Here is a 17,675-nt window from a genome sequence, read left to right as displayed (position 1 = left end):
GCGCAGGCAAGATCAAGATCAAAAGATCGCAGCCTGCGGCAGCTCCTACTTTTTGAACCGAAGTGTCAGGGCATCCGCCACTATCGGGTGCACGAACTTGGTGATATCGCCGCCCAAGGCTGCGATTTCACGAACCAGCGTCGAGGAAATGAACGAATAACGCTCGGACGGGGTAAGGAACAGGCTTTCCACATCCGGGGCCAGCTGGCGGTTCATGTTGGCCAGCTGGAATTCGTATTCGAAGTCCGAGACTGCGCGCAAGCCGCGCAGGAACACGTTGGCGTTCGTCTCTTTGGCAAAATGCGCCAGCAGCGTCGAGAAGCCGACGACTTCAACGTTCGGCAGATGTTTAGTGACTTCGCGGGCCAGCTCCACACGCTGTTCCAGAGGAAACAACGGGTTTTTCTTCGGGCTGGCGGCGACGGCAATGATCACGTGATCGAACAGGCGCGAGGCGCGTTCGACCAGATCGCCATGACCCTTGGTAATAGGGTCGAAGGTACCTGGGTACAACACTCGGTTCATCGCGTCGTCCTGGCGGGAGTGCGTTGGGGACTCGGATGGTATCGCAGCCTAACCGGTCGGCCAAGTCGCCTGTTGGGTAAGAAAGCACTATTGACGATGGCAATATTCGTCATTTTGATGAGTTTTTCAAACGATCGGCCAGGGAAGTCGCCAGTTGCGCCGTCAGTCCATAGACCGACAACTGCGGGTTTGCGCCAATGCTGGTGGGGAACAGCGAGCCGTCATGGATCGACAGATTACCCAGTTGATGATGCCGGCCAAGGCTGTCGGTGACGGCGTTTTTCGGGTCCTCGCCCATGCTGCAACCGCCCATCACATGGGCGCTGCCCAGACGCGTGCGATACAACTCCAGGCTGAGCCCGTCGATCAGCGTACGTGCTTCGCCCAGGGTTTTAACGTAGCGAGCATCGGCGTGCATGGGCATCACGGCTTTTGCACCCCCGGCGAACTGGATCTCGGCCATGCTGTGGAAGGCCCGGCGCAAACCGTCCCAGACATAGGGTGAAACCTGGTAATCGAGCAGCGGTGTACCGTCACCGCGTAGTTCGACGCTGCCACCGGGACTGTCCGGGTGGAATCCGTCGCGCAGCAACGCAAGCATGGCGTGGGTGTGCGGCAGGTTGGCCATGTGTTGGGCGTTTTCCTGGCCGAAGCCGCCCAGCAGGGTGGCGGCCAGCGCCGGGTGCAGCGGCGGAACCTCCAGTTTGTAGCCCATCTTGCCGGTGGTGCCATCCTGCCATTGGAAATAATCGGAATAGATCGACTGCGGCGCGCCGTAGAACGGATTGATGACGTCGTCGAACAAACCGGCGGACATGTTCACCACATGCAGAAAGGTTCGTTTGCCCAGCCGCTGGTGCGGATCGGGCGCGTCGGAGCGCAACAGCAGCGCCGGACTGTTGATACCGCCGCCGGCCAACACGTAATGCCGCGCCTTGACCGTAATAGTGCGTCCGGTGGGCTCGACACAGCGCTCGTCCATCGCCACGCATTGCAGCCCGGTGACGTTGTCGCCGCTGATGATGAGTTTTTCGGCGCGGGCCAGATAAAGCAACTCGCCGCCGTTTTCCAGGGTGGCCGGAATGGTCGTAACCATCATCGATTGTTTGGCGTTGGTCGGGCAGCCCATGCCGCAATAGCCGATGTTCCAGCAGCCGCGCACATTGCGCGGGATGACATGCCAGCTGTAACCGAGCTTTTCGCAACCCTTGCGGATCACATCGTTGTTGGCGTTGGGCGGAACCATCCACGGGGCGACGCCCAGGCGCTGTTCCATTTTCTCGAACCAGGGCGCCATTTCAGCAGGGGAGTGGCCCTTCACGTTGTGTTCTTTGGCCCAGTGCTCCAGGGTCGGTTCCGGAGTGCGGAAGCTGGAGGTCCAGTTGATCAGCGTGGTACCGCCCACCGCCCGGCCCTGGAGGATGGTGATCGCGCCGTCCTTGCTCATGCGGCCGATGCCTTCCTGGTAGAGGCTGGCGTAGGCCTGGTCTTCGAGCAATTTGAAGTCGCTGCTGGTCTTGAGTGGGCCTTCCTCGATCAGCAGCACTTTGTAGCCGGCCGCACTGAGGATTTCGGCCGTGGTCCCGCCGCCGGCACCGCTGCCGATGATCGCCACATCCGCTTCGAGGGTCAGGTCCTGGGTCAGTTGCGAGCCGTCATGGGTCTTCCAGCCACGGGCCATGCCTTCGCGGAACGGGTCGGGTACGGGCATCTTCGGGTTCTCTTTTTATTGTTGGATGATGTGGTGAGGCGGCTGGCGCCTTCGCGAGCAGGCTCGCTCCCACAAGGGTTACGCGATCTCTGTGGGAGCGAGCCTGCTCGCGATAGCGTCGACTCGGTCTCAAACTGTCGGCGGCCCGGGATACCCGCAATGGACCCACGATTCCTTGCACCCATACCAGGCCATCATCATCAGTTGCACCAACGAACTGTGACCCATGCGCAGCAGGCTCAACGAGCTGTTTTCCCAGCGATCGAGGAAGTGCCGGATATCGCCGGCACTGGCGTTTTCCCAGCTGCCCCAGATCCCGGTCAGCGGCCCGCGGGTCACGGCCATGCCCAGCACGTCGAACAATTGCCGGGTGAGCTTGAGCATTTCCGGCGACAGGTGATCGAGGTTGTAATCGAGGCTTTTCAGGGTGCCCTCGACAGACTCGGGCATGCTTGCGGCCGTTACTGCACCGTCGAGCATTACCGGGACAAGGGCCCGCAGAAACAGCAGGTCGCCACTGCGCAGCGCCGTGAATCCACTGGCAGCCACGCTCGATGAGCAGCCGCTGAGGCTGGCCCCCAACCCGGCGGTCGCAAGAAAGGCGCTGGCGCCGAGGCTGAATTTGAGCAGGCCGCGCCGTGACAGCGCGGGGGTATCGGACAGGCTTGGGTGCATTATTGTTATTACCCGGGGGTGGCCATCGTTAGCGGATAAACAGCTTCTGGATCAGTTTCTGAATGGCTTTGCCATAGGGCGGGTAGATCAGTTTCGCCGCGTTGAACCGCTGCTTGATCAGCACACCCTTGGCCTTGCTGAAGGTCAGGAAGCCTTCGTGGCCGTGGTAATGGCCCATGCCCGAAGCACCGATGCCGCCGAACGGCATGTCATCCTGGGCCACGTGTAGCAGGGTGTCGTTGAGGCACACACCTCCGGAATGGGTCTCGTTGAGCACGCGGTTTTGCTCGCGCTTGTCGTAGCCGAAGTAGTACAGCGCCAGTGGGCGAGGTCGCTGGTTGATGTAGGCAAACGCCTGGTCCAAATGCTTGTAGGGCACGATCGGCAACAACGGGCCGAAGATTTCGTCCTGCATCACCGTCATCTCGTCGCTGACGTTGAGCAGCAGGCTATGCGCCATGCGGCGGCCCTGGCCTTGATCGAACAATGGAATCAGCAGCGCACCTTTGCTGGTGGCGTCGCTGACATAGCCGTTGAGTCGCGCCAGTTGTCGGTCATTGATGATCGCGGTGTAGTCCGGGTTGTCGGCGAGGGTCGGATAAAAACCGCGAACCGCCTGCCGATAGGCCTCCACGAAAGAGCCGACGCGATCTTCCGGCACCAGCACGTAATCCGGGGCCACGCAGGTCTGGCCGGCATTGAGGGTCTTGCCGAAAGCGATGCGTTCGGCGGCATCCTTGAGCGGTACGTCATGGGAAACAATGGCCGGGGACTTGCCGCCCAGTTCCAACGTGACCGGCGTCAGGTTTTCCGCCGCCGCACGCATGACGTGTTTGCCGATGCTGGTGGCGCCGGTGAACAGCAGGTGATCGAAGGGCAGTCGCGAAAACGCCACGCCGATATCGGCTTCGCCCAGCACCACGCAGACCAGGTCTTCGGGGAAAATTCGAGCGAACAATGCCTTGAGCAGCAAACCGGTGGCCGGGGTCGATTCGCTGAGTTTGAGCATCACCCGGTTACCCGCCGACAACGCGCCGACCAATGGCCCGATGGCCAGGTACAGCGGATAGTTCCACGGCACGATCACCCCGACCACGCCCAGTGGCTGGTAGACCACCTTCGCCGAAGCCGGTTGAAACGCGACACCGACCTTGCGCCGCGACGCTCGCATCCAGCCCTTGAGGTGGCGGCTGGCGTAATGAATGCCGTGCAGGCTGGGCATCAGTTCGGCGAGCAGGGTTTCATCGGCGCTGCGGTGGCTGAAATCCTGGCTGATCGCATCGATCAGGGCCTGACGTTCGTTGTCCAGTAAATCCCGTAATGCCTTGAGCCATTGCTGGCGCTGGGCCGCGGGTGGCATCGGGTTGGCGGCATAGGCCGCACGCTGTGCGTCGAACAGGGCCCGGAGCTCTTCCAGAGGCTGCTGGAGGTTTTGCAGGTAGGAAATGTCAGCAGTCATGGTCGGCTCCGTATTTATTGTAATGAGAATATTTTTAGAGTCTATACTCTAAAAATTCAAATACCATCCTCGGCACCGCTTTGTTTTATCCGCTCGCGGATAGGCCGTAAGATGCCCCTCAACGCACTCTGAATTAAAGCTCAAGCCATGGCCCCACGGATCAAAACCAGCGAGCGCATCGTGCAGAACAGCCTGGAGCTGTTCAACCAGCAGGGCGAGCGCAGCATCAGCACCAACCACATCGCCGCCCATATGGAGATTTCTCCGGGCAACCTGTACTACCACTTCCCCAACAAGCAGGCGATCATCGCCGTGCTGTTCAGTGAGTATGAAAGCCTGGTGGACAGTTTCCTGCGCCCGCCACAGGGGCGCGCCGCCACGGTGGAAGACAAGCGCTTCTACCTCAAGGAGCTGTTGTCAGCCATGTGGGGCTACCGGTTTTTGCACCGGGATCTGGAGCACTTGCTCGACAGTGACCCGGAACTGGCCGCGCGCTACCGGCGCTTTTCCCAGCGCTGCGTCATTCAGGGCGCCGCCATCTACGAAGGTTTTGTCGCCGCCGGCATTCTGAAGATGGATCGGGTGCAGATCGAGTCTCTGACGCTCAATGCCTGGATCATCCTCACCTCCTGGGTGCGTTTTTTGTGCACCACGCGGGAAAACTCCAGCCACCTCAGCGAGCAAGCCATCAAGCGCGGCGTATACCAGGTGCTGGTGCTGGAGGCGGGTTTCGTCACGGATCAGGCTCGTGAGGCGGTCGATGCGCTGTTTGAAGAGTTTTACGTGCCGCTGGCCCAGGCATTGGAAGAAGTATGAAATAAAGAATGCAGCAGGATCGAAAACAGCCCATCACAGGAGCCCGTTATGCCCATTGCGCAACTGATCAGCCCGCAAGCACTGGACCTGAAAAAGGACCAGCCGGGGTTGGTGATTCTTGATTGTCGTTTTGCCCTCGAAGACCTGGATTATGGCCAGCGCAGTTACGCACAAGGGCACATCGGCGGGTCGGCTTTTGCCGATCTTGAGCGTGATCTGAGTGGAAAAGTGGTCAAGGGCGTGACCGGTCGTCATCCATTGCCCGAGCCGGCGGACCTGATCGAGCGCCTGCAAGCCTGGGGCATCAACGCCGACAGCGAAGTGGTTTTGTACGACGACGGTCCGGGTGCCTTTGCTGCGCGGGCCTGGTGGCTGCTGGCCTGGCTGGGCAAGCGTGATGGTGTGTTCATCCTCGATGGCGGGCTCAAGGCCTGGCACGCGGCGGGGTTGCCCCTGAGCCTTGATCCACCTTCGGTCAGCCGCGGCACATTTACCGGGATACCGGACAACGCGTTGATTCTCAGCGCCGAGCAGTTGCACGAGCGTCTGGCACAACCCGCGCTGACTTTGCTCGATGCCCGTGCCTTGCCGCGCTTCAAGGGCGAGGTTGAACCGATCGACCCGATTGCCGGGCACATCCCTGGTGCGCAATGTGCGGCCTTCACCGACAACCTGGGCAGCGACGGGCGTTTCCTGCCAGCCGATCAGCTCAAGCAGCGTTTCGCCGCGAAGCTGGGTGATCGCTCGCCAACCGATCTGGTGGCGTACTGCGGGTCCGGCGTGACGGCTTGCCATAACTTGTTCGCCCTGTGCCTGGCGGGTTATCCGTTGGGGGCGTTGTATGCCGGGTCGTGGAGTGAGTGGATCAATGATCCTGCGCGGGGCGTTGCCACTGGCGAATAAAGATCAAAAGATCGTCCGAACGCGGCCCGAGCCTGCGCCGCGACCCATGCTGGCCAGCCACTGCGGGATGCGCCGTTCCAGGTAGTACCCCGGTTGGCGGAACGAGCCATCGACAAACCCGACATGCCCGCCCCGGGCCTGTAATTCGAATTGCGTGCAGGCCGACAACTCGTCAGCGTGCGGCAGGCTATGGGGAAAAACGAAGGGGTCATCGGCTGCCTGAATGATCAGGGTCGGCGTACAGATCTCGCCGAGGAAGTAGCGGCTCGACGCGCGGCGATAGTAATCCTGGGCATCAGCGAAACCATTGAGCGGCGCGGTCACCCGGCCATCGAAATCCCAGAATGTGCTCATGTTTTCCAGCGAGCCCAGCGCAGCGAGGGCCGCGAGGCCGTCCTCGCGCCCGTCGTGCTGAAACTGCCGTTGCTTGTTCTTGATGTAGGCCAGCATCTCGCGCATGAAATGCGCCTGATAGACCTTGGAGAAACCCTGGCCGATGCGGTCGGCGCACTGGTCCAGGCGAAACGGCACCGACACCGCCACCGCACCGAGTACGCCGCTGGCACTGCCGGTTTCGCCCAGATGCTTGAGCAGCACATTGCCGCCCAGGGAATAACCGACGGCATACAACGGCGCGAGAGGACGCTTTGCCCGCAGGTGCCTGATGGTTTCGGCCAGGTCTTCACTGGCGCCGGAATGGTAGCTGCGCGGCAACAGATTGGGTTCGCCAGAGCAGCCGCGCCAGTTCAGCGCGACACTGGCCCAGCCCTGGTCACCCAGCGCTTTTTGTATCCCGGCAACGTAAGGTGAATTCGACGAACCGGTCAGTCCGTGCAACACCAGGACCAAAGGCGCATCGACGCTGTGCGGGCCATGCCAGTCGAGGTCGAGGAAGTCGCCATCCTCGAGCCACAGGCGTTCCCGCTCACGTTGCAGGTGGGTGGTTTTACGCCACAGCGGTCCCCACAAGGTCTGCAAGTGCGGATTGCCGAGGCCGAAGGCCGGGGTGAAGCGTTCTGGCGGATGGGACACGATTTTTCTCGAAGCAGCGGCGCATGCCTCCACGGAAACACGCGCCTTGTTCAGGCCGGTCGATTAACCGGCGATCTCTGCCATACGTTGCCACAACGAATAATAGACCCGCCCGGATTTTTGCTCCCGGTGCAGGCGCCAGTTGCCCGGCAAACCGAGGGTCGACGGTGCGCTTTCGCTTTCGGTGTACACCCAGGCATCTTCGGCCAGCCACTGGCGCTCTTCGAGCAACGTGCAAACGGCGGGCAGCAGGTTCTGGTTGAACGGCGGGTCGAGGAACACCAGGTCGTAGGCAACCGCTGGCTGGGTTTCCAGATAACGCAGGGCATCGGCGGTCTGCACCTGGCCGGTGGTGCAGCGCAGCGTACCCAGATGCTCCTTGAGGCTGGACACTGCAAGGCTGCTGGCATCCAGCGCCTGGCCCATGGCTGCGCCACGGGACAAGGCTTCGAGAAACAGCGCGCCGCTGCCAGTGAATGGATCGAGCACCTTGGCGCCCGGGACGTATGGTGCGAGCCAGTTGAACAGTGTTTCACGCACCCGGTCCGGCGTCGGGCGCAGGCCCGGAGCGTCGGGGAAGCTCAGCTTGCGGCTGCGCCATTCGCCGCCGATGATGCGCAGCTGGTTCACGCCGTTATGCACGTTGTGGACAGGTTTTTTCGGACGAGTAGCCATTAATGCTCCGGAACCCCGAGCGGTTGCTCGGCAGGTTTATCAGTAGGGGCCGGTAACGGCTTTTGCGGCACGGTCGGGCCAGCGCTGACGATGACCAGTTTGTCCGTGCTCAGGTGTTTGTTCATTGCCGCCCTGACCTGCTCGACGGTCAGGTTCTGCGACTGTTGCATGAAGTCTTCCAGGTGGCTCAGCGGCAAGTTGTAGAAGCCGATCGCGCCCAACTGGCCGACGATATCGGCGTTGCTGGCGGTGGACAGCGGGAAGCTGCCGGCCAGTTCGCGCTTGGCATCGTCGAGTTCTTTTTCAGTCGGGCCCGTCTTGAGGTAGTCGGCGAGAACATCCTGCACCAGTTTCAACGTGCCTTCGCTCATCTCGGCGCGGGTCTGCAGGTTGATCATGAACGGGCCGCGTGCCTGCATCGGGCTGAAACCCGAGTACACACCATACGCCAGGCCACGTTTCTCGCGCACTTCGCTCATCAGTCGAGTGCCAAAACCGCCACCGCCGAGGATCTGGTTACCCATGGACAGCGCCGCGTAATCCGGATCGTCACGGTCGATGCCCAGTTGCGCGAGCATCAGGTTGGTCTGCTTGGACGGGAACTCGATGTGGCCGATGCTGGCCTTGGGTTCGGCCGGTTGCTCGATCTTCGGCAGGGCCGGACCTTTGGGCAGGGCGGCGCTGACCTGCGCGGCAATGGCTTCGGCTTCGGCGCGGGACAGGTCGCCGACCAGCGCGATCACCACGTTGCCCGCGGCATAAGCTTTCTGATGGAACGCGCGCAGTTGCGCGACCGTGACGGCCGGAACGGTTTGCGCCGTGCCATCGCTGGCGTGCGCGTACGGATGATCGCCGTACAAACGGTTCATCAACTCAAGGCTGGCGAGTTTGCCGGGGTTCTGTTTCTGGTATTCGAAACCGGCGAGCATCTGGTTCTTGATGCGGGTAAAGGAGTCGTCGGGGAAGGTCGGTTTGCCGACGACTTCGGCGAACAGCTTCAGCGCCGGTTCGCGCTTGTCCGCGGCGCTGAGGCTGCGCAGGGACGCAACCGCCATGTCTTTGTAGGCGCCGTTGCCGAAATCGGCCCCCAGGCCTTCAAAGCCCTGGGCGATGACGCTGACATCCTTGCCGGCCACGCCTTCGTTGAGCATGGCGTTGGTCAGCAGCGCCAGGCCTGGTGCGTCGCCGTCCTGGCTGCTGCCGGCGGCAAAGATCAGGCGCATATCGAACATCGGCAGTTCGCGGGCTTCGACGAACAACACCTTGGCGCCTTCGGCGGTGCTCCAGGTCTGCACGTCGAGTTTGCGATGGCTCGGCGCCTTGCCGTTGAGTTCGGTCAGCGATTGCAGCTTCTGGCTGGCCTTGGCCCTGTCCAGCGCTTCGCTGGCATTGGACTCGCCAGTCTTGGAAAAATAGAACGCGGCGGCCCCGATCAGGGCGACAGCGATCAGGCCGAGCAGGGCCAGGCGCGGTTTTTTACGCTCACTCATGAGTCGTCTCCTCCGGCAGTACATGGGCGACGCTGAGACGTTCGCGGGTGAAATACAGCTTGGCGGCGTTCTGGACATCTTGCGGTGTCACGCTTTGCAGGTCGGCGAGCTCGGTGTCCATCAGCTTCCAGGACAGGCCGACGGTTTCCAGCTGGCCGATGGCCGTGGCCTGGCTGGTGATCGAATCGCGCTCGTATACAAGCCCGGCGATGACCTGTGCCCGAACGCGTTCCAGTTCTTCGGTGGTCGGCGCGGTGGTTTTCAGTTGTTCAAGCAACTTCCACAAACCGGCTTCGGCCTGGGCGATGGTCTTGTTCTTCTGGCTGTTGGGTGTTGCCGACAAGGTGAACAGGCTGTCGCCACGGGTGTAGGCGTCGTAACTCGACGAGCCGCCGGACACCAGTTCTTCGCCGCGCTCCAGTTGCGTCGGGATGCGTCCGCTGTAGCCGCCGTCAAGCAGGGCCGAGATCAGCCGCAAGGCGTTGACCAGGCGCTTGTCTTCGGCGGTAGCGATGCTCGGCACGTTGAAGGCCAGCATCAGGCTGGGCAATTGGGTCTTCACGTGCAGGGTGATCTGGCGTTCGCCGGGCTCGGCCAGTTCCAGCGGAATCTTCGCCGCTGGTACCTCGCGTCTGGCGATCGGGCCGAAGTAGCGCTGGGCCAGGGTTTTGACCTCGTCCGGCGTCACGTCGCCGACCACCACCAGCGTGGCGTTGTTCGGCACGTACCAGGATTGGTACCAGTGACGCAGCTCCTCGACTTTCATCCGGTCCAGGTCCGCCATCCAGCCAATGGTCGGCGTGTGATAGCCGCTGGCCGGGTAAGCCATGGCCTTGAAGCGCTCGTAGGCCTTGGACATGGGTTTGTCGTCGGTGCGCAGGCGTCGTTCTTCCTTGATGACTTCGATCTCGCGGGCGAACTCGTCGGGCGGCAGGCGCAGGCTGGCCATGCGGTCGGCTTCCAGTTCGAAGGCCACGCCGAGGCGGTCGCGGGCCAGGACCTGGTAATACGCCGTGAAGTCGTCGCTGGTGAAGGCGTTCTCTTCGGCACCGAGGTCGCGCAGGATCAGCGACGCTTCGCCGGGGCCGACTTTCTCGCTGCCCTTGAACATCATGTGTTCCAGGGCATGGGACAGGCCGGTCTGGCCGGGCGTCTCGTAGCTGGAGCCAACCTTGTACCAGACCTGGGAAACCACCACCGGCGCGCGATGGTCTTCGCGCACGACGACCTTCAAGCCATTGTCGAGGGTGAATTCGTGGGTCGGTTGCGGGTCGGCCGCCAGGGCCGAGAGGGGCAGGCAAAGTGTGCTGAGCAGCAGGCCTGCAGCGCGGCGGGCTAGGGCATTCATTCGTTTTTAAACCTTTGGGGCTGCCCGCTTGTTCTTAGCGTCAGCGGGCGAGAGGGTGCTAGGATACTGATCCGTTTTACTGGCGGCCACGCCTATCAGGTCTTTGCGTTTGATCAGGTTGTTTGGGTTTGCGGCAATAGGCTGTGGTTTATCAACTAAACTCTGCTTTTTCGCCGATTTTTCCGCATCAGTCCTTAGTGAAATCGTTTTTGCAAGGTGCCGTTTCGCACCTCGACAAAATGTTGCGCATGAACAAGCTGGGTCAATCGCAGTCTGTTCTGCATCGAATATTCATTTGCCGGGGCGCCCGTTGGCGCGTCGCTACCGTGAGATAGCCGTCCTCCATGTTTGGTTCCAACGACGACAAGAAGATCCCAGCTGCGGCTGGCGAAAAGAAAAGCCTGTTCGGATGGCTGCGCAAAAAGCCGCAGGAACCCGTCGTCGAACAGCCACAGCCACTTCCTGAGCCAACGCCCGCGCCGGTAATGGACGCCGAACCTGCGCCGGTTGTGTTGCCGATCGCCGAGCCGGTGCTGCAACCGGTTGTCGAGACTGCTGCTGAAATCGCCGCCGAATTGCCGCTGGCCCCGGTCGCCGAGCCCTGGTTGACCTTGCCGGTGGCGGAAGAACCAGTGGCGTTGGTCGAAGATGAGCAGGCGCCGCATGTTACGCCGCCGATTCCTGCGCCTGATGCGTGGGCGCCGGAACCGGTCCAGGCTCCGGTGTCTGAGCCGGTTGTCGCGCCAGCGGTTGAGACAGTGCCAGAACCTGTTGTTGCAGCGTTCGTTCTACCGGTTGCGCCGGTTGTTGAAACGCCAGAGCCTGCACCTGCACCTGCACCTGCACCTGCACCTGCACCTGCACCTGCACCTGCACCTGCACCTGCACCTGTTATTGCTCCTGTTATTGCTCCTGTTGTCGCAGCGTCCGTCGACGTTCCAGCGGAGCCGGTACGCACCGAAGAAACCAAAGCCGGCTTCTTCGCCCGCCTCAAGCAAGGCCTGTCCAAGACCAGTGCCAGCATCGGCGAAGGCATGGCCAGCCTGTTTCTCGGCAAGAAAGCCATCGATGACGAGCTGCTCGATGACCTCGAAACCCGTCTGTTGACCGCCGATGTCGGTGTGGAGGCCACTTCGGTGATCATCCAGCGCCTGACCCAGAGGGTCGCACGCAAGGAGCTGGCCGATTCCGATGCGTTGTACAAATCCTTGCAGGGCGAGCTGGCGGCCATGCTCAAGCCTGTCGAGCAGCCGCTGAAAATCACCTCGCAGAACAAGCCGTTCGTGATCCTGGTGGTTGGCGTCAACGGCGCCGGTAAAACCACCACCATTGGCAAGCTTGCGAAGAAACTGCAACTGGAAGGCAAGAAAGTCATGCTTGCCGCCGGCGACACCTTCCGCGCTGCCGCGGTCGAGCAATTGCAGGTATGGGGCGAGCGCAACAAGATTCCGGTGATCGCCCAGCACACCGGGGCCGACTCGGCGTCGGTGATCTTCGATGCCGTGCAGGCCGCCAAGGCCCGTGGCATCGATGTGCTGATCGCCGACACCGCCGGTCGCCTGCACACCAAAGACAACCTGATGGAAGAACTGAAAAAGGTTCGCCGGGTGATCGGCAAGCTCGATGCCGACGCGCCGCACGAGGTGTTGCTGGTACTCGATGCCGGCACCGGCCAGAACGCCATCAACCAGGCCAAGCAATTCAACCAGACCGTCGAACTGACCGGCCTGGCGCTGACCAAGCTCGACGGGACCGCCAAGGGCGGGGTGATTTTCGCCCTGGCCAAGCAGTTTGGTCTGCCGATCCGCTACATCGGCGTCGGTGAAGGCATCGACGATTTGCGTACTTTTGAAGCTGAACCCTTTGTCCAGGCACTGTTTGCCGAGCGGGAGCGTTCATGATTCGTTTCGAACAGGTCGGTAAACGCTACCCGAACGGTCACGTCGGCTTGCACGAGCTGAGCTTTCGAGTCCGTCGGGGCGAGTTTTTGTTTGTCACTGGCCATTCCGGCGCCGGCAAGAGCACCTTGTTGCGGCTGTTGCTGGCCATGGAGCGTCCGACCAGCGGCAAGCTGCTGCTGGCCGGGCAAGACCTGAGCACCATCAGCAACGCACAGATTCCATTCCTGCGTCGGCAGATCGGCGTGGTGTTCCAGAACCACCAGTTGCTGTTCGATCGCACGGTGTTCAACAATATCGCGCTGCCGTTGCAGATCCTGGGTTTGTCCAAGGCCGAAATCGCCAAGCGCGTGGACTCGGCCCTGGAGCGCGTGGCGCTGTCGGACAAGACCGATCTGTATCCCGGCGACTTGTCCACCGGTCAGCAACAACGCGTCGGCATTGCCCGCGCCATCGTTCACCGCCCGGCCCTGCTGCTGGCGGACGAACCGACCGGTAACCTCGACCCGCGTCTGGCGGCGGAAATCATGGGTGTGTTCGAAGACATCAATCGCCTGGGCACCAGCGTGCTGATCGCCAGCCACGACCTGGCCCTGATCGCGCGCATGCGCCACCGAATGCTGACGCTGCAACGCGGCCGATTGATCGGCGATGGGGAGGCCGGCGAATGAGTGCTACTCGCAGTCCAAAGGTTTCCGAGCGCGTAGCCCCCAAGGCTGCCGACCCGCAACCGCAGAAGAAAAAACACGACGACGATGATGGCCCGGATTTCGCCACGCTGTTTCGCGCCTGGATTGAAAGCCATCGCGCCAGTCTGCTGGACAGCTTGCGCCGCTTGGGCAAGCAGCCCATCGGCAGTTTTTTCACCTGCATGGTGATGGCGGTTGCCTTGAGTTTGCCCATGGGCCTGTCACTTTTGCTAAGTAACGTCGAGCGACTGGGCGGTTCCTGGCAGCGTGCGGCGCAGATTTCCCTGTACCTGCAAATCGAGGCCAGCCCGGCTGATGGCGAGGCGCTACGCGAACAGATCAAGGGCATCCCTGGGGTGGCCGATGCCGAGTATGTCGGTCGGGATCAGGCGCTGGAAGAGTTCCAGCAGCAGTCTGGCCTGGGCGAAGCGCTCAAGGAACTGCCGGAGAACCCGCTGCCTGGCGTGGTGCTGGTGACGCCGACCGAAGTCGACAAGCCGGCCCTTGAAGCATTAAGACAAAAACTTTCCGAACTGCCGAAGGTACAACAGGCGCAGCTTGATCTAGTCTGGGTCGAGCGTCTGGCAGCCATCCTCAAGCTGGGCGACCGATTTGTCTTCGGTCTGACCGTGCTTCTGGTTTCTGCATTACTTTTGGTGATAGGCAATACCATTCGTCTTCATATTGAAAACCGCCGCACAGAGATAGAAGTGATTAAACTCGTGGGCGGCACCGACAGCTATGTGCGCAGACCCTTTCTCTATATGGGGGCGCTCTATGGTTTCGGTGCGGGGATTCTTTCCTGGGGTGTATTGGCGTTCGGCCTGAACTGGCTGAACGATGCGGTGGTCGGGTTGGCCGGTTTGTACGGCAGTGATTTCGCACTGGCCGGCGTACCGGTTGCCGACGGTCTGTCTCTCTTGCTTGGCGCGGTACTGTTGGGTTATATCGGTGCATGGATTGCAGTCGCACGTCATCTCAGGGAGCTGGCGCCGAAGTAGAATCTTTTTTGCGCGTGATTGACCTTGCAGTTTTTAAGGGAACTTGTCTTTCGGTTTCCGGTCAATTTTCGCAGTGCCAATGGCACGAGTATGTAAGTGGGAGGTTTTTTCGTATGACCAATTCTTTGCAGCCTGCATATGCTTTGGTCCCGGGTGCGAACCTGGAGGCCTATGTGCACACCGTCAACAGCATTCCATTGCTGACGCCGGAGCAGGAGCGTGAACTGGCCGAGAGTCTCTATTATGAGCAGGATCTTGAGGCGGCTCGGCAGATGGTGCTCGCCCACCTGCGTTTTGTCGTACATATCGCCCGTAGCTATTCCGGCTACGGTCTGGCTCAGGCTGACCTGATCCAGGAAGGTAACGTCGGCCTGATGAAGGCCGTGAAGCGCTTCAACCCGGAAATGGGCGTGCGCCTGGTGTCCTTTGCCGTGCACTGGATCAAGGCTGAGATCCACGAATTCATCCTGCGTAACTGGCGGATCGTGAAAGTCGCGACCACCAAGGCCCAGCGCAAGCTGTTCTTCAACCTGCGCAGCCAGAAAAAACGTCTGGCCTGGCTGAACAACGAGGAAGTCCACCGTGTGGCGGAAAGCCTCGGTGTCGAGCCGCGGGAAGTACGCGAGATGGAAAGTCGCCTGACCGGTCACGACATGGCCTTCGACCCGGCGGCCGAAGCCGACGACGACAGCGCCTTCCAGTCACCGGCCAACTATCTGGAAGACCACCGGTACGACCCGGCCCGTCAACTGGAAGATGCCGACTGGAGCGACAACTCCAACCACAACCTGCACGAAGCGCTGGAAGTGCTGGACGACCGCAGCCGCGACATCCTTTACCAGCGTTGGCTGGCAGAAGAAAAGTCCACGCTGCACGACCTGGCGCAGAAGTACAACGTGTCGGCCGAGCGTATCCGTCAACTTGAGAAGAGCGCGATGAACAAGCTCAAATTGTCGATCGCCGCGTAACCTGCAAGAAGGCAATAAAAAACGCCCCGATCATTGGTCGGGGCGTTTTTGTTTCTGGTGTCACACAAAGCCACTGTGGGAGCGAGCCTGCTCGCGAAAGCGGTGGGTCAGGCAACATCAATATTGAATGATGGATCGCATTCGCGAGCAGGCTCGCTCCCACAGGGGGGCGGCGGTGTTATTGAGACCAAGGCGCCCGGCGCGAATCGTTGAGGCCAACCAGGTAGCTGTCCCCGCCGAGCTGACTCATCTGCCGCCGTATCCAGCCAGCGCGCCGCGCCACGTAATTGGTCGGATGGCTCGCGCTCCACACCCGCGGGTTAGGCAGCACCGCTGCCAGCAAAGTGGCCTGTTGTCGGGACAACGATTTGGCGCCAACACCGAAGTGATGCCTGGCCGCCGCCTCTGCTCCAAACACACCGTCGTCCCACTCGACGCTGTTGAGGTACACCTCAAGAATCCTCTGCTTGGGCCAGAATACTTCGATCAGTGCGGTAAACCAGGCTTCCAGGCCTTTGCGCAGCCAGCTGCGGCCGGACCACAGGAACAGGTTCTTCGACACTTGCTGGCTCAGGGTGCTGGCACCACGGATCGTGCCGCCGAGTTCGTTGTGGGCGAGTGCTTTCTGGATCGCGCCGAAGTCAAAGCCCCAATGCTCGGGGAATTTCTGGTCTTCGCCGGCAATCACCGCGACTTTCAGGTCGTCGGAGATTTCATCCCAGGGTTTCCAGGTACGCTGCAGGTCGATGGGCTCACCATCGAGCCAGGATTCGATCTTGCGCTCGACCATCAGCGTTGTCCCGGGCGGCGGCACCACGCGAAAAATCAGCACCAGCAATACGCTGGCACCCATGAACCAGAGCACGGCCTTGGTGAAACGACGGAAATAGATACGCAGCATAGAGATGGCTTGGCCGAACCCGTTGAGCGGGCCATTATACAGACCCTGTTGATCGAGACTGACTGGAGTTCTTCATGCTGCGTGGCTTTTTGATGCTGGCCGCTTTTTTCGGCTTCACCGGTGTCGGTCTCGGGGCGTTCGCCGCGCACGGCCTGAAAAACCGCCTGAGCGCCGAATACCTGGCGATTTTCCATACCGGCGTCACCTATCAGCTGGTACACACCCTGGCGTTGTTGGGTGTGGCGCTGCTGGCCACGCAGATGCCCGGTCGCCTGGTCACCTGGGCCGGCGCATCCTTTGCCATCGGCATCCTGCTGTTCTCCGGCAGCCTGTATGTGCTGACACTGACCGGTATCAGCAAGCTTGGCATCATCACCCCGTTCGGTGGCCTGGCCTTCCTCGCAGGCTGGCTCTGCCTGGGCCTCGCCGCCTGGCGCTTGCCGCTGACCGCTTGACGCTTATTGCTGACCTTTAGGTCACGATCGGGCTAGAATGCCAGCCCCAAAAAATGATGGCGGCATTCGGCATGCGCATTCAGTTGAACGGCGAATCCTTTGAACTGCCCGACGGTGAAACCGTTGCGGCCCTGCTGACCCGTCTGGACCTGACCGGACGCCGGGTGGCGGTCGAACTCAATCTGGATATCGTCCCGCGCAGTCAGCACGCAGACACCGCGTTGAGCGACGGCGACAACGTCGAAGTGGTGCACGCCATCGGCGGCGGCTAGCCACGTGGCCCAAGGGCCGACAGAATTCTGCAAGACCCTCACCCCTACAGAGGATTCCCCATGAGCATCGTTCGTAGCGACAAGCCTTTCGTCCTGGCCGGTCGTACTTACCAGTCGCGTTTGCTGGTCGGTACCGGCAAGTACCGTGACATGGAAGAAACCCGTCTGGCCATCGAGGCCTCGGGTGCCGAGATCGTCACGTTCGCCGTGCGCCGTACCAACCTCGGCCAGAACGCGGGCGAACCGAACCTGCTGGATTTCCTCTCGCCGGATCGCTACACCTTCCTGCCGAACACCGCGGGTTGCTACGACGCCGTCGAGGCCGTGCGCACCTGCCGTCTGGCCCGTGAGCTGCTCGATGGTCACAACCTGGTGAAGCTGGAAGTGCTGGCGGATCAGAAAACCCTGTTCCCCAACGTGATCGAAACCCTCAAGGCCGCCGAGTCGCTGGTCAAGGAAGGCTTCGACGTGATGGTCTACACCAGCGACGACCCGATCATCGCCCGGCAACTGGCGGAAATCGGCTGCATCGCGGTCATGCCGCTGGCCGGTCTGATCGGTTCGGGCCTGGGGATCTGCAACCCGTACAACCTGCAGATCATCCTTGAAGAAGCCAAGATTCCCGTGCTGGTGGATGCCGGTGTCGGTACCGCTTCCGACGCCACCATCGCCATGGAGCTGGGCTGTGACGCAGTGCTGATGAACTCGGCCATCGCCCACGCCCAGCAGCCGGTCATGATGGCCGAAGCCATGAAACACGCGATCGTCGCAGGCCGCCTGGCCTACCTCGCCGGCCGTATGCCGAAAAAACTCTATGCCAGCGCCTCTTCGCCGCTGGATGGTCTGATCAAGTAAGA

The 17,675-nt window shown here is 61.3% G+C and carries 18 protein-coding genes; 9 read left to right on the top strand and 9 right to left on the bottom strand.

Annotated elements, in window-relative coordinates:
- Positions 1-45: 45 nt before the first annotated feature.
- From coaD to ACA058_RS29270, 4 genes are all read right to left on the bottom strand, one after another.
- Positions 46-525, bottom strand: coding sequence for a pantetheine-phosphate adenylyltransferase (coaD, locus tag ACA058_RS29285; RefSeq protein WP_180202280.1), 480 nt, complete (start codon positions 523-525; stop codon positions 46-48).
- Positions 526-634: 109 nt separating this feature from the next.
- Entirely contained in the window at positions 635-2,236 is a 1,602-nt protein-coding gene (locus ACA058_RS29280; RefSeq protein WP_497637014.1) for a GMC family oxidoreductase, read from the bottom strand.
- 129 nt (positions 2,237-2,365) lie between these two features.
- Positions 2,366-2,911 carry a twin-arginine translocation pathway signal protein gene (locus ACA058_RS29275; RefSeq protein ID WP_497637013.1) on the bottom strand — a complete coding sequence of 182 codons (546 nt, stop codon included), beginning with the start codon at positions 2,909-2,911 and terminating at the stop codon, positions 2,366-2,368.
- Positions 2,912-2,939: 28 nt separating this feature from the next.
- Positions 2,940-4,370: a coniferyl aldehyde dehydrogenase gene (locus tag ACA058_RS29270; protein ID WP_497637012.1), complete on the bottom strand. Its 1,431-nt coding sequence runs from the start codon at positions 4,368-4,370 to the stop codon at positions 2,940-2,942.
- Positions 4,371-4,517: 147 nt separating this feature from the next.
- Between ACA058_RS29270 and ACA058_RS29265 the strand changes: the two genes are divergently transcribed.
- A complete protein-coding gene (locus tag ACA058_RS29265; RefSeq protein WP_497637011.1) occupies positions 4,518-5,186 on the top strand; it encodes a TetR/AcrR family transcriptional regulator in 669 nt (222 codons plus the stop codon).
- A 48-nt stretch (positions 5,187-5,234) separates the two neighbouring features.
- Positions 5,235-6,089, top strand: coding sequence for a sulfurtransferase (locus ACA058_RS29260; protein ID WP_497637010.1), 855 nt, complete (start codon positions 5,235-5,237; stop codon positions 6,087-6,089).
- A gap of 3 nt (positions 6,090-6,092) precedes the next feature.
- Here ACA058_RS29260 and ACA058_RS29255 read toward each other — a convergent pair whose 3' ends face one another.
- From ACA058_RS29255 to ACA058_RS29240, 4 genes are all read right to left on the bottom strand, one after another.
- On the bottom strand, positions 6,093-7,121 hold the full coding sequence (locus ACA058_RS29255; protein WP_497637009.1) for a hydrolase: 1,029 nt from the start codon (positions 7,119-7,121) through the stop codon (positions 6,093-6,095).
- A gap of 63 nt (positions 7,122-7,184) precedes the next feature.
- Positions 7,185-7,796: a 16S rRNA (guanine(966)-N(2))-methyltransferase RsmD gene (rsmD, locus tag ACA058_RS29250; RefSeq protein ID WP_497637008.1), complete on the bottom strand. Its 612-nt coding sequence runs from the start codon at positions 7,794-7,796 to the stop codon at positions 7,185-7,187.
- A complete protein-coding gene (locus ACA058_RS29245; protein ID WP_497637007.1) occupies positions 7,796-9,286 on the bottom strand; it encodes a M16 family metallopeptidase in 1,491 nt (496 codons plus the stop codon). The genes rsmD and ACA058_RS29245 overlap by 1 nt, the downstream gene beginning before the upstream one ends.
- Entirely contained in the window at positions 9,279-10,634 is a 1,356-nt protein-coding gene (locus tag ACA058_RS29240; protein WP_497637006.1) for a M16 family metallopeptidase, read from the bottom strand. Before ACA058_RS29240 ends, ACA058_RS29245 begins: the two co-directional genes overlap by 8 nt.
- A gap of 344 nt (positions 10,635-10,978) precedes the next feature.
- On the opposite strand from ACA058_RS29240, the gene ftsY reads away from it, so the two are divergent.
- The 4 genes from ftsY (at position 10,979) to rpoH (ending at position 15,190) form a co-directional block, all read left to right on the top strand.
- Positions 10,979-12,535: a signal recognition particle-docking protein FtsY gene (ftsY, locus tag ACA058_RS29235; RefSeq protein WP_497637005.1), complete on the top strand. Its 1,557-nt coding sequence runs from the start codon at positions 10,979-10,981 to the stop codon at positions 12,533-12,535.
- Positions 12,532-13,203 carry a cell division ATP-binding protein FtsE gene (gene ftsE, locus ACA058_RS29230; RefSeq protein WP_497637004.1) on the top strand — a complete coding sequence of 224 codons (672 nt, stop codon included), beginning with the start codon at positions 12,532-12,534 and terminating at the stop codon, positions 13,201-13,203. The genes ftsY and ftsE overlap by 4 nt, the downstream gene beginning before the upstream one ends.
- A complete protein-coding gene (gene ftsX / locus ACA058_RS29225) occupies positions 13,200-14,222 on the top strand; it encodes a permease-like cell division protein FtsX (protein WP_497637003.1) in 1,023 nt (340 codons plus the stop codon). The genes ftsE and ftsX overlap by 4 nt, the downstream gene beginning before the upstream one ends.
- Positions 14,223-14,335: 113 nt before the next feature.
- Positions 14,336-15,190, top strand: a complete 855-nt coding sequence (rpoH, locus tag ACA058_RS29220; protein ID WP_008065085.1) for an RNA polymerase sigma factor RpoH — start codon at positions 14,336-14,338, stop codon at positions 15,188-15,190.
- Between the two features lie 178 nt (positions 15,191-15,368).
- Here rpoH and mtgA read toward each other — a convergent pair whose 3' ends face one another.
- On the bottom strand, positions 15,369-16,091 hold the full coding sequence (mtgA, locus tag ACA058_RS29215) for a monofunctional biosynthetic peptidoglycan transglycosylase (RefSeq protein ID WP_497637002.1): 723 nt from the start codon (positions 16,089-16,091) through the stop codon (positions 15,369-15,371).
- A gap of 74 nt (positions 16,092-16,165) precedes the next feature.
- On the opposite strand from mtgA, the gene ACA058_RS29210 reads away from it, so the two are divergent.
- The 3 genes from ACA058_RS29210 (at position 16,166) to ACA058_RS29200 (ending at position 17,673) form a co-directional block, all read left to right on the top strand.
- On the top strand, positions 16,166-16,546 hold the full coding sequence (locus ACA058_RS29210) for a DUF423 domain-containing protein (protein WP_497637001.1): 381 nt from the start codon (positions 16,166-16,168) through the stop codon (positions 16,544-16,546).
- 71 nt (positions 16,547-16,617) lie between these two features.
- Positions 16,618-16,818 (top strand): sulfur carrier protein ThiS, encoded by a 201-nt coding sequence (thiS, locus tag ACA058_RS29205; RefSeq protein WP_497637000.1) that lies wholly within the window; start codon positions 16,618-16,620, stop codon positions 16,816-16,818.
- A 60-nt stretch (positions 16,819-16,878) separates the two neighbouring features.
- Positions 16,879-17,673 (top strand): thiazole synthase, encoded by a 795-nt coding sequence (locus tag ACA058_RS29200; protein WP_497636999.1) that lies wholly within the window; start codon positions 16,879-16,881, stop codon positions 17,671-17,673.
- Positions 17,674-17,675: the final 2 nt, after the last annotated feature.

This window comes from Pseudomonas sp. LBUM1649 (assembly GCF_059716155.1).
This window is presented reverse-complemented; position numbering and strand designations above follow the sequence as displayed.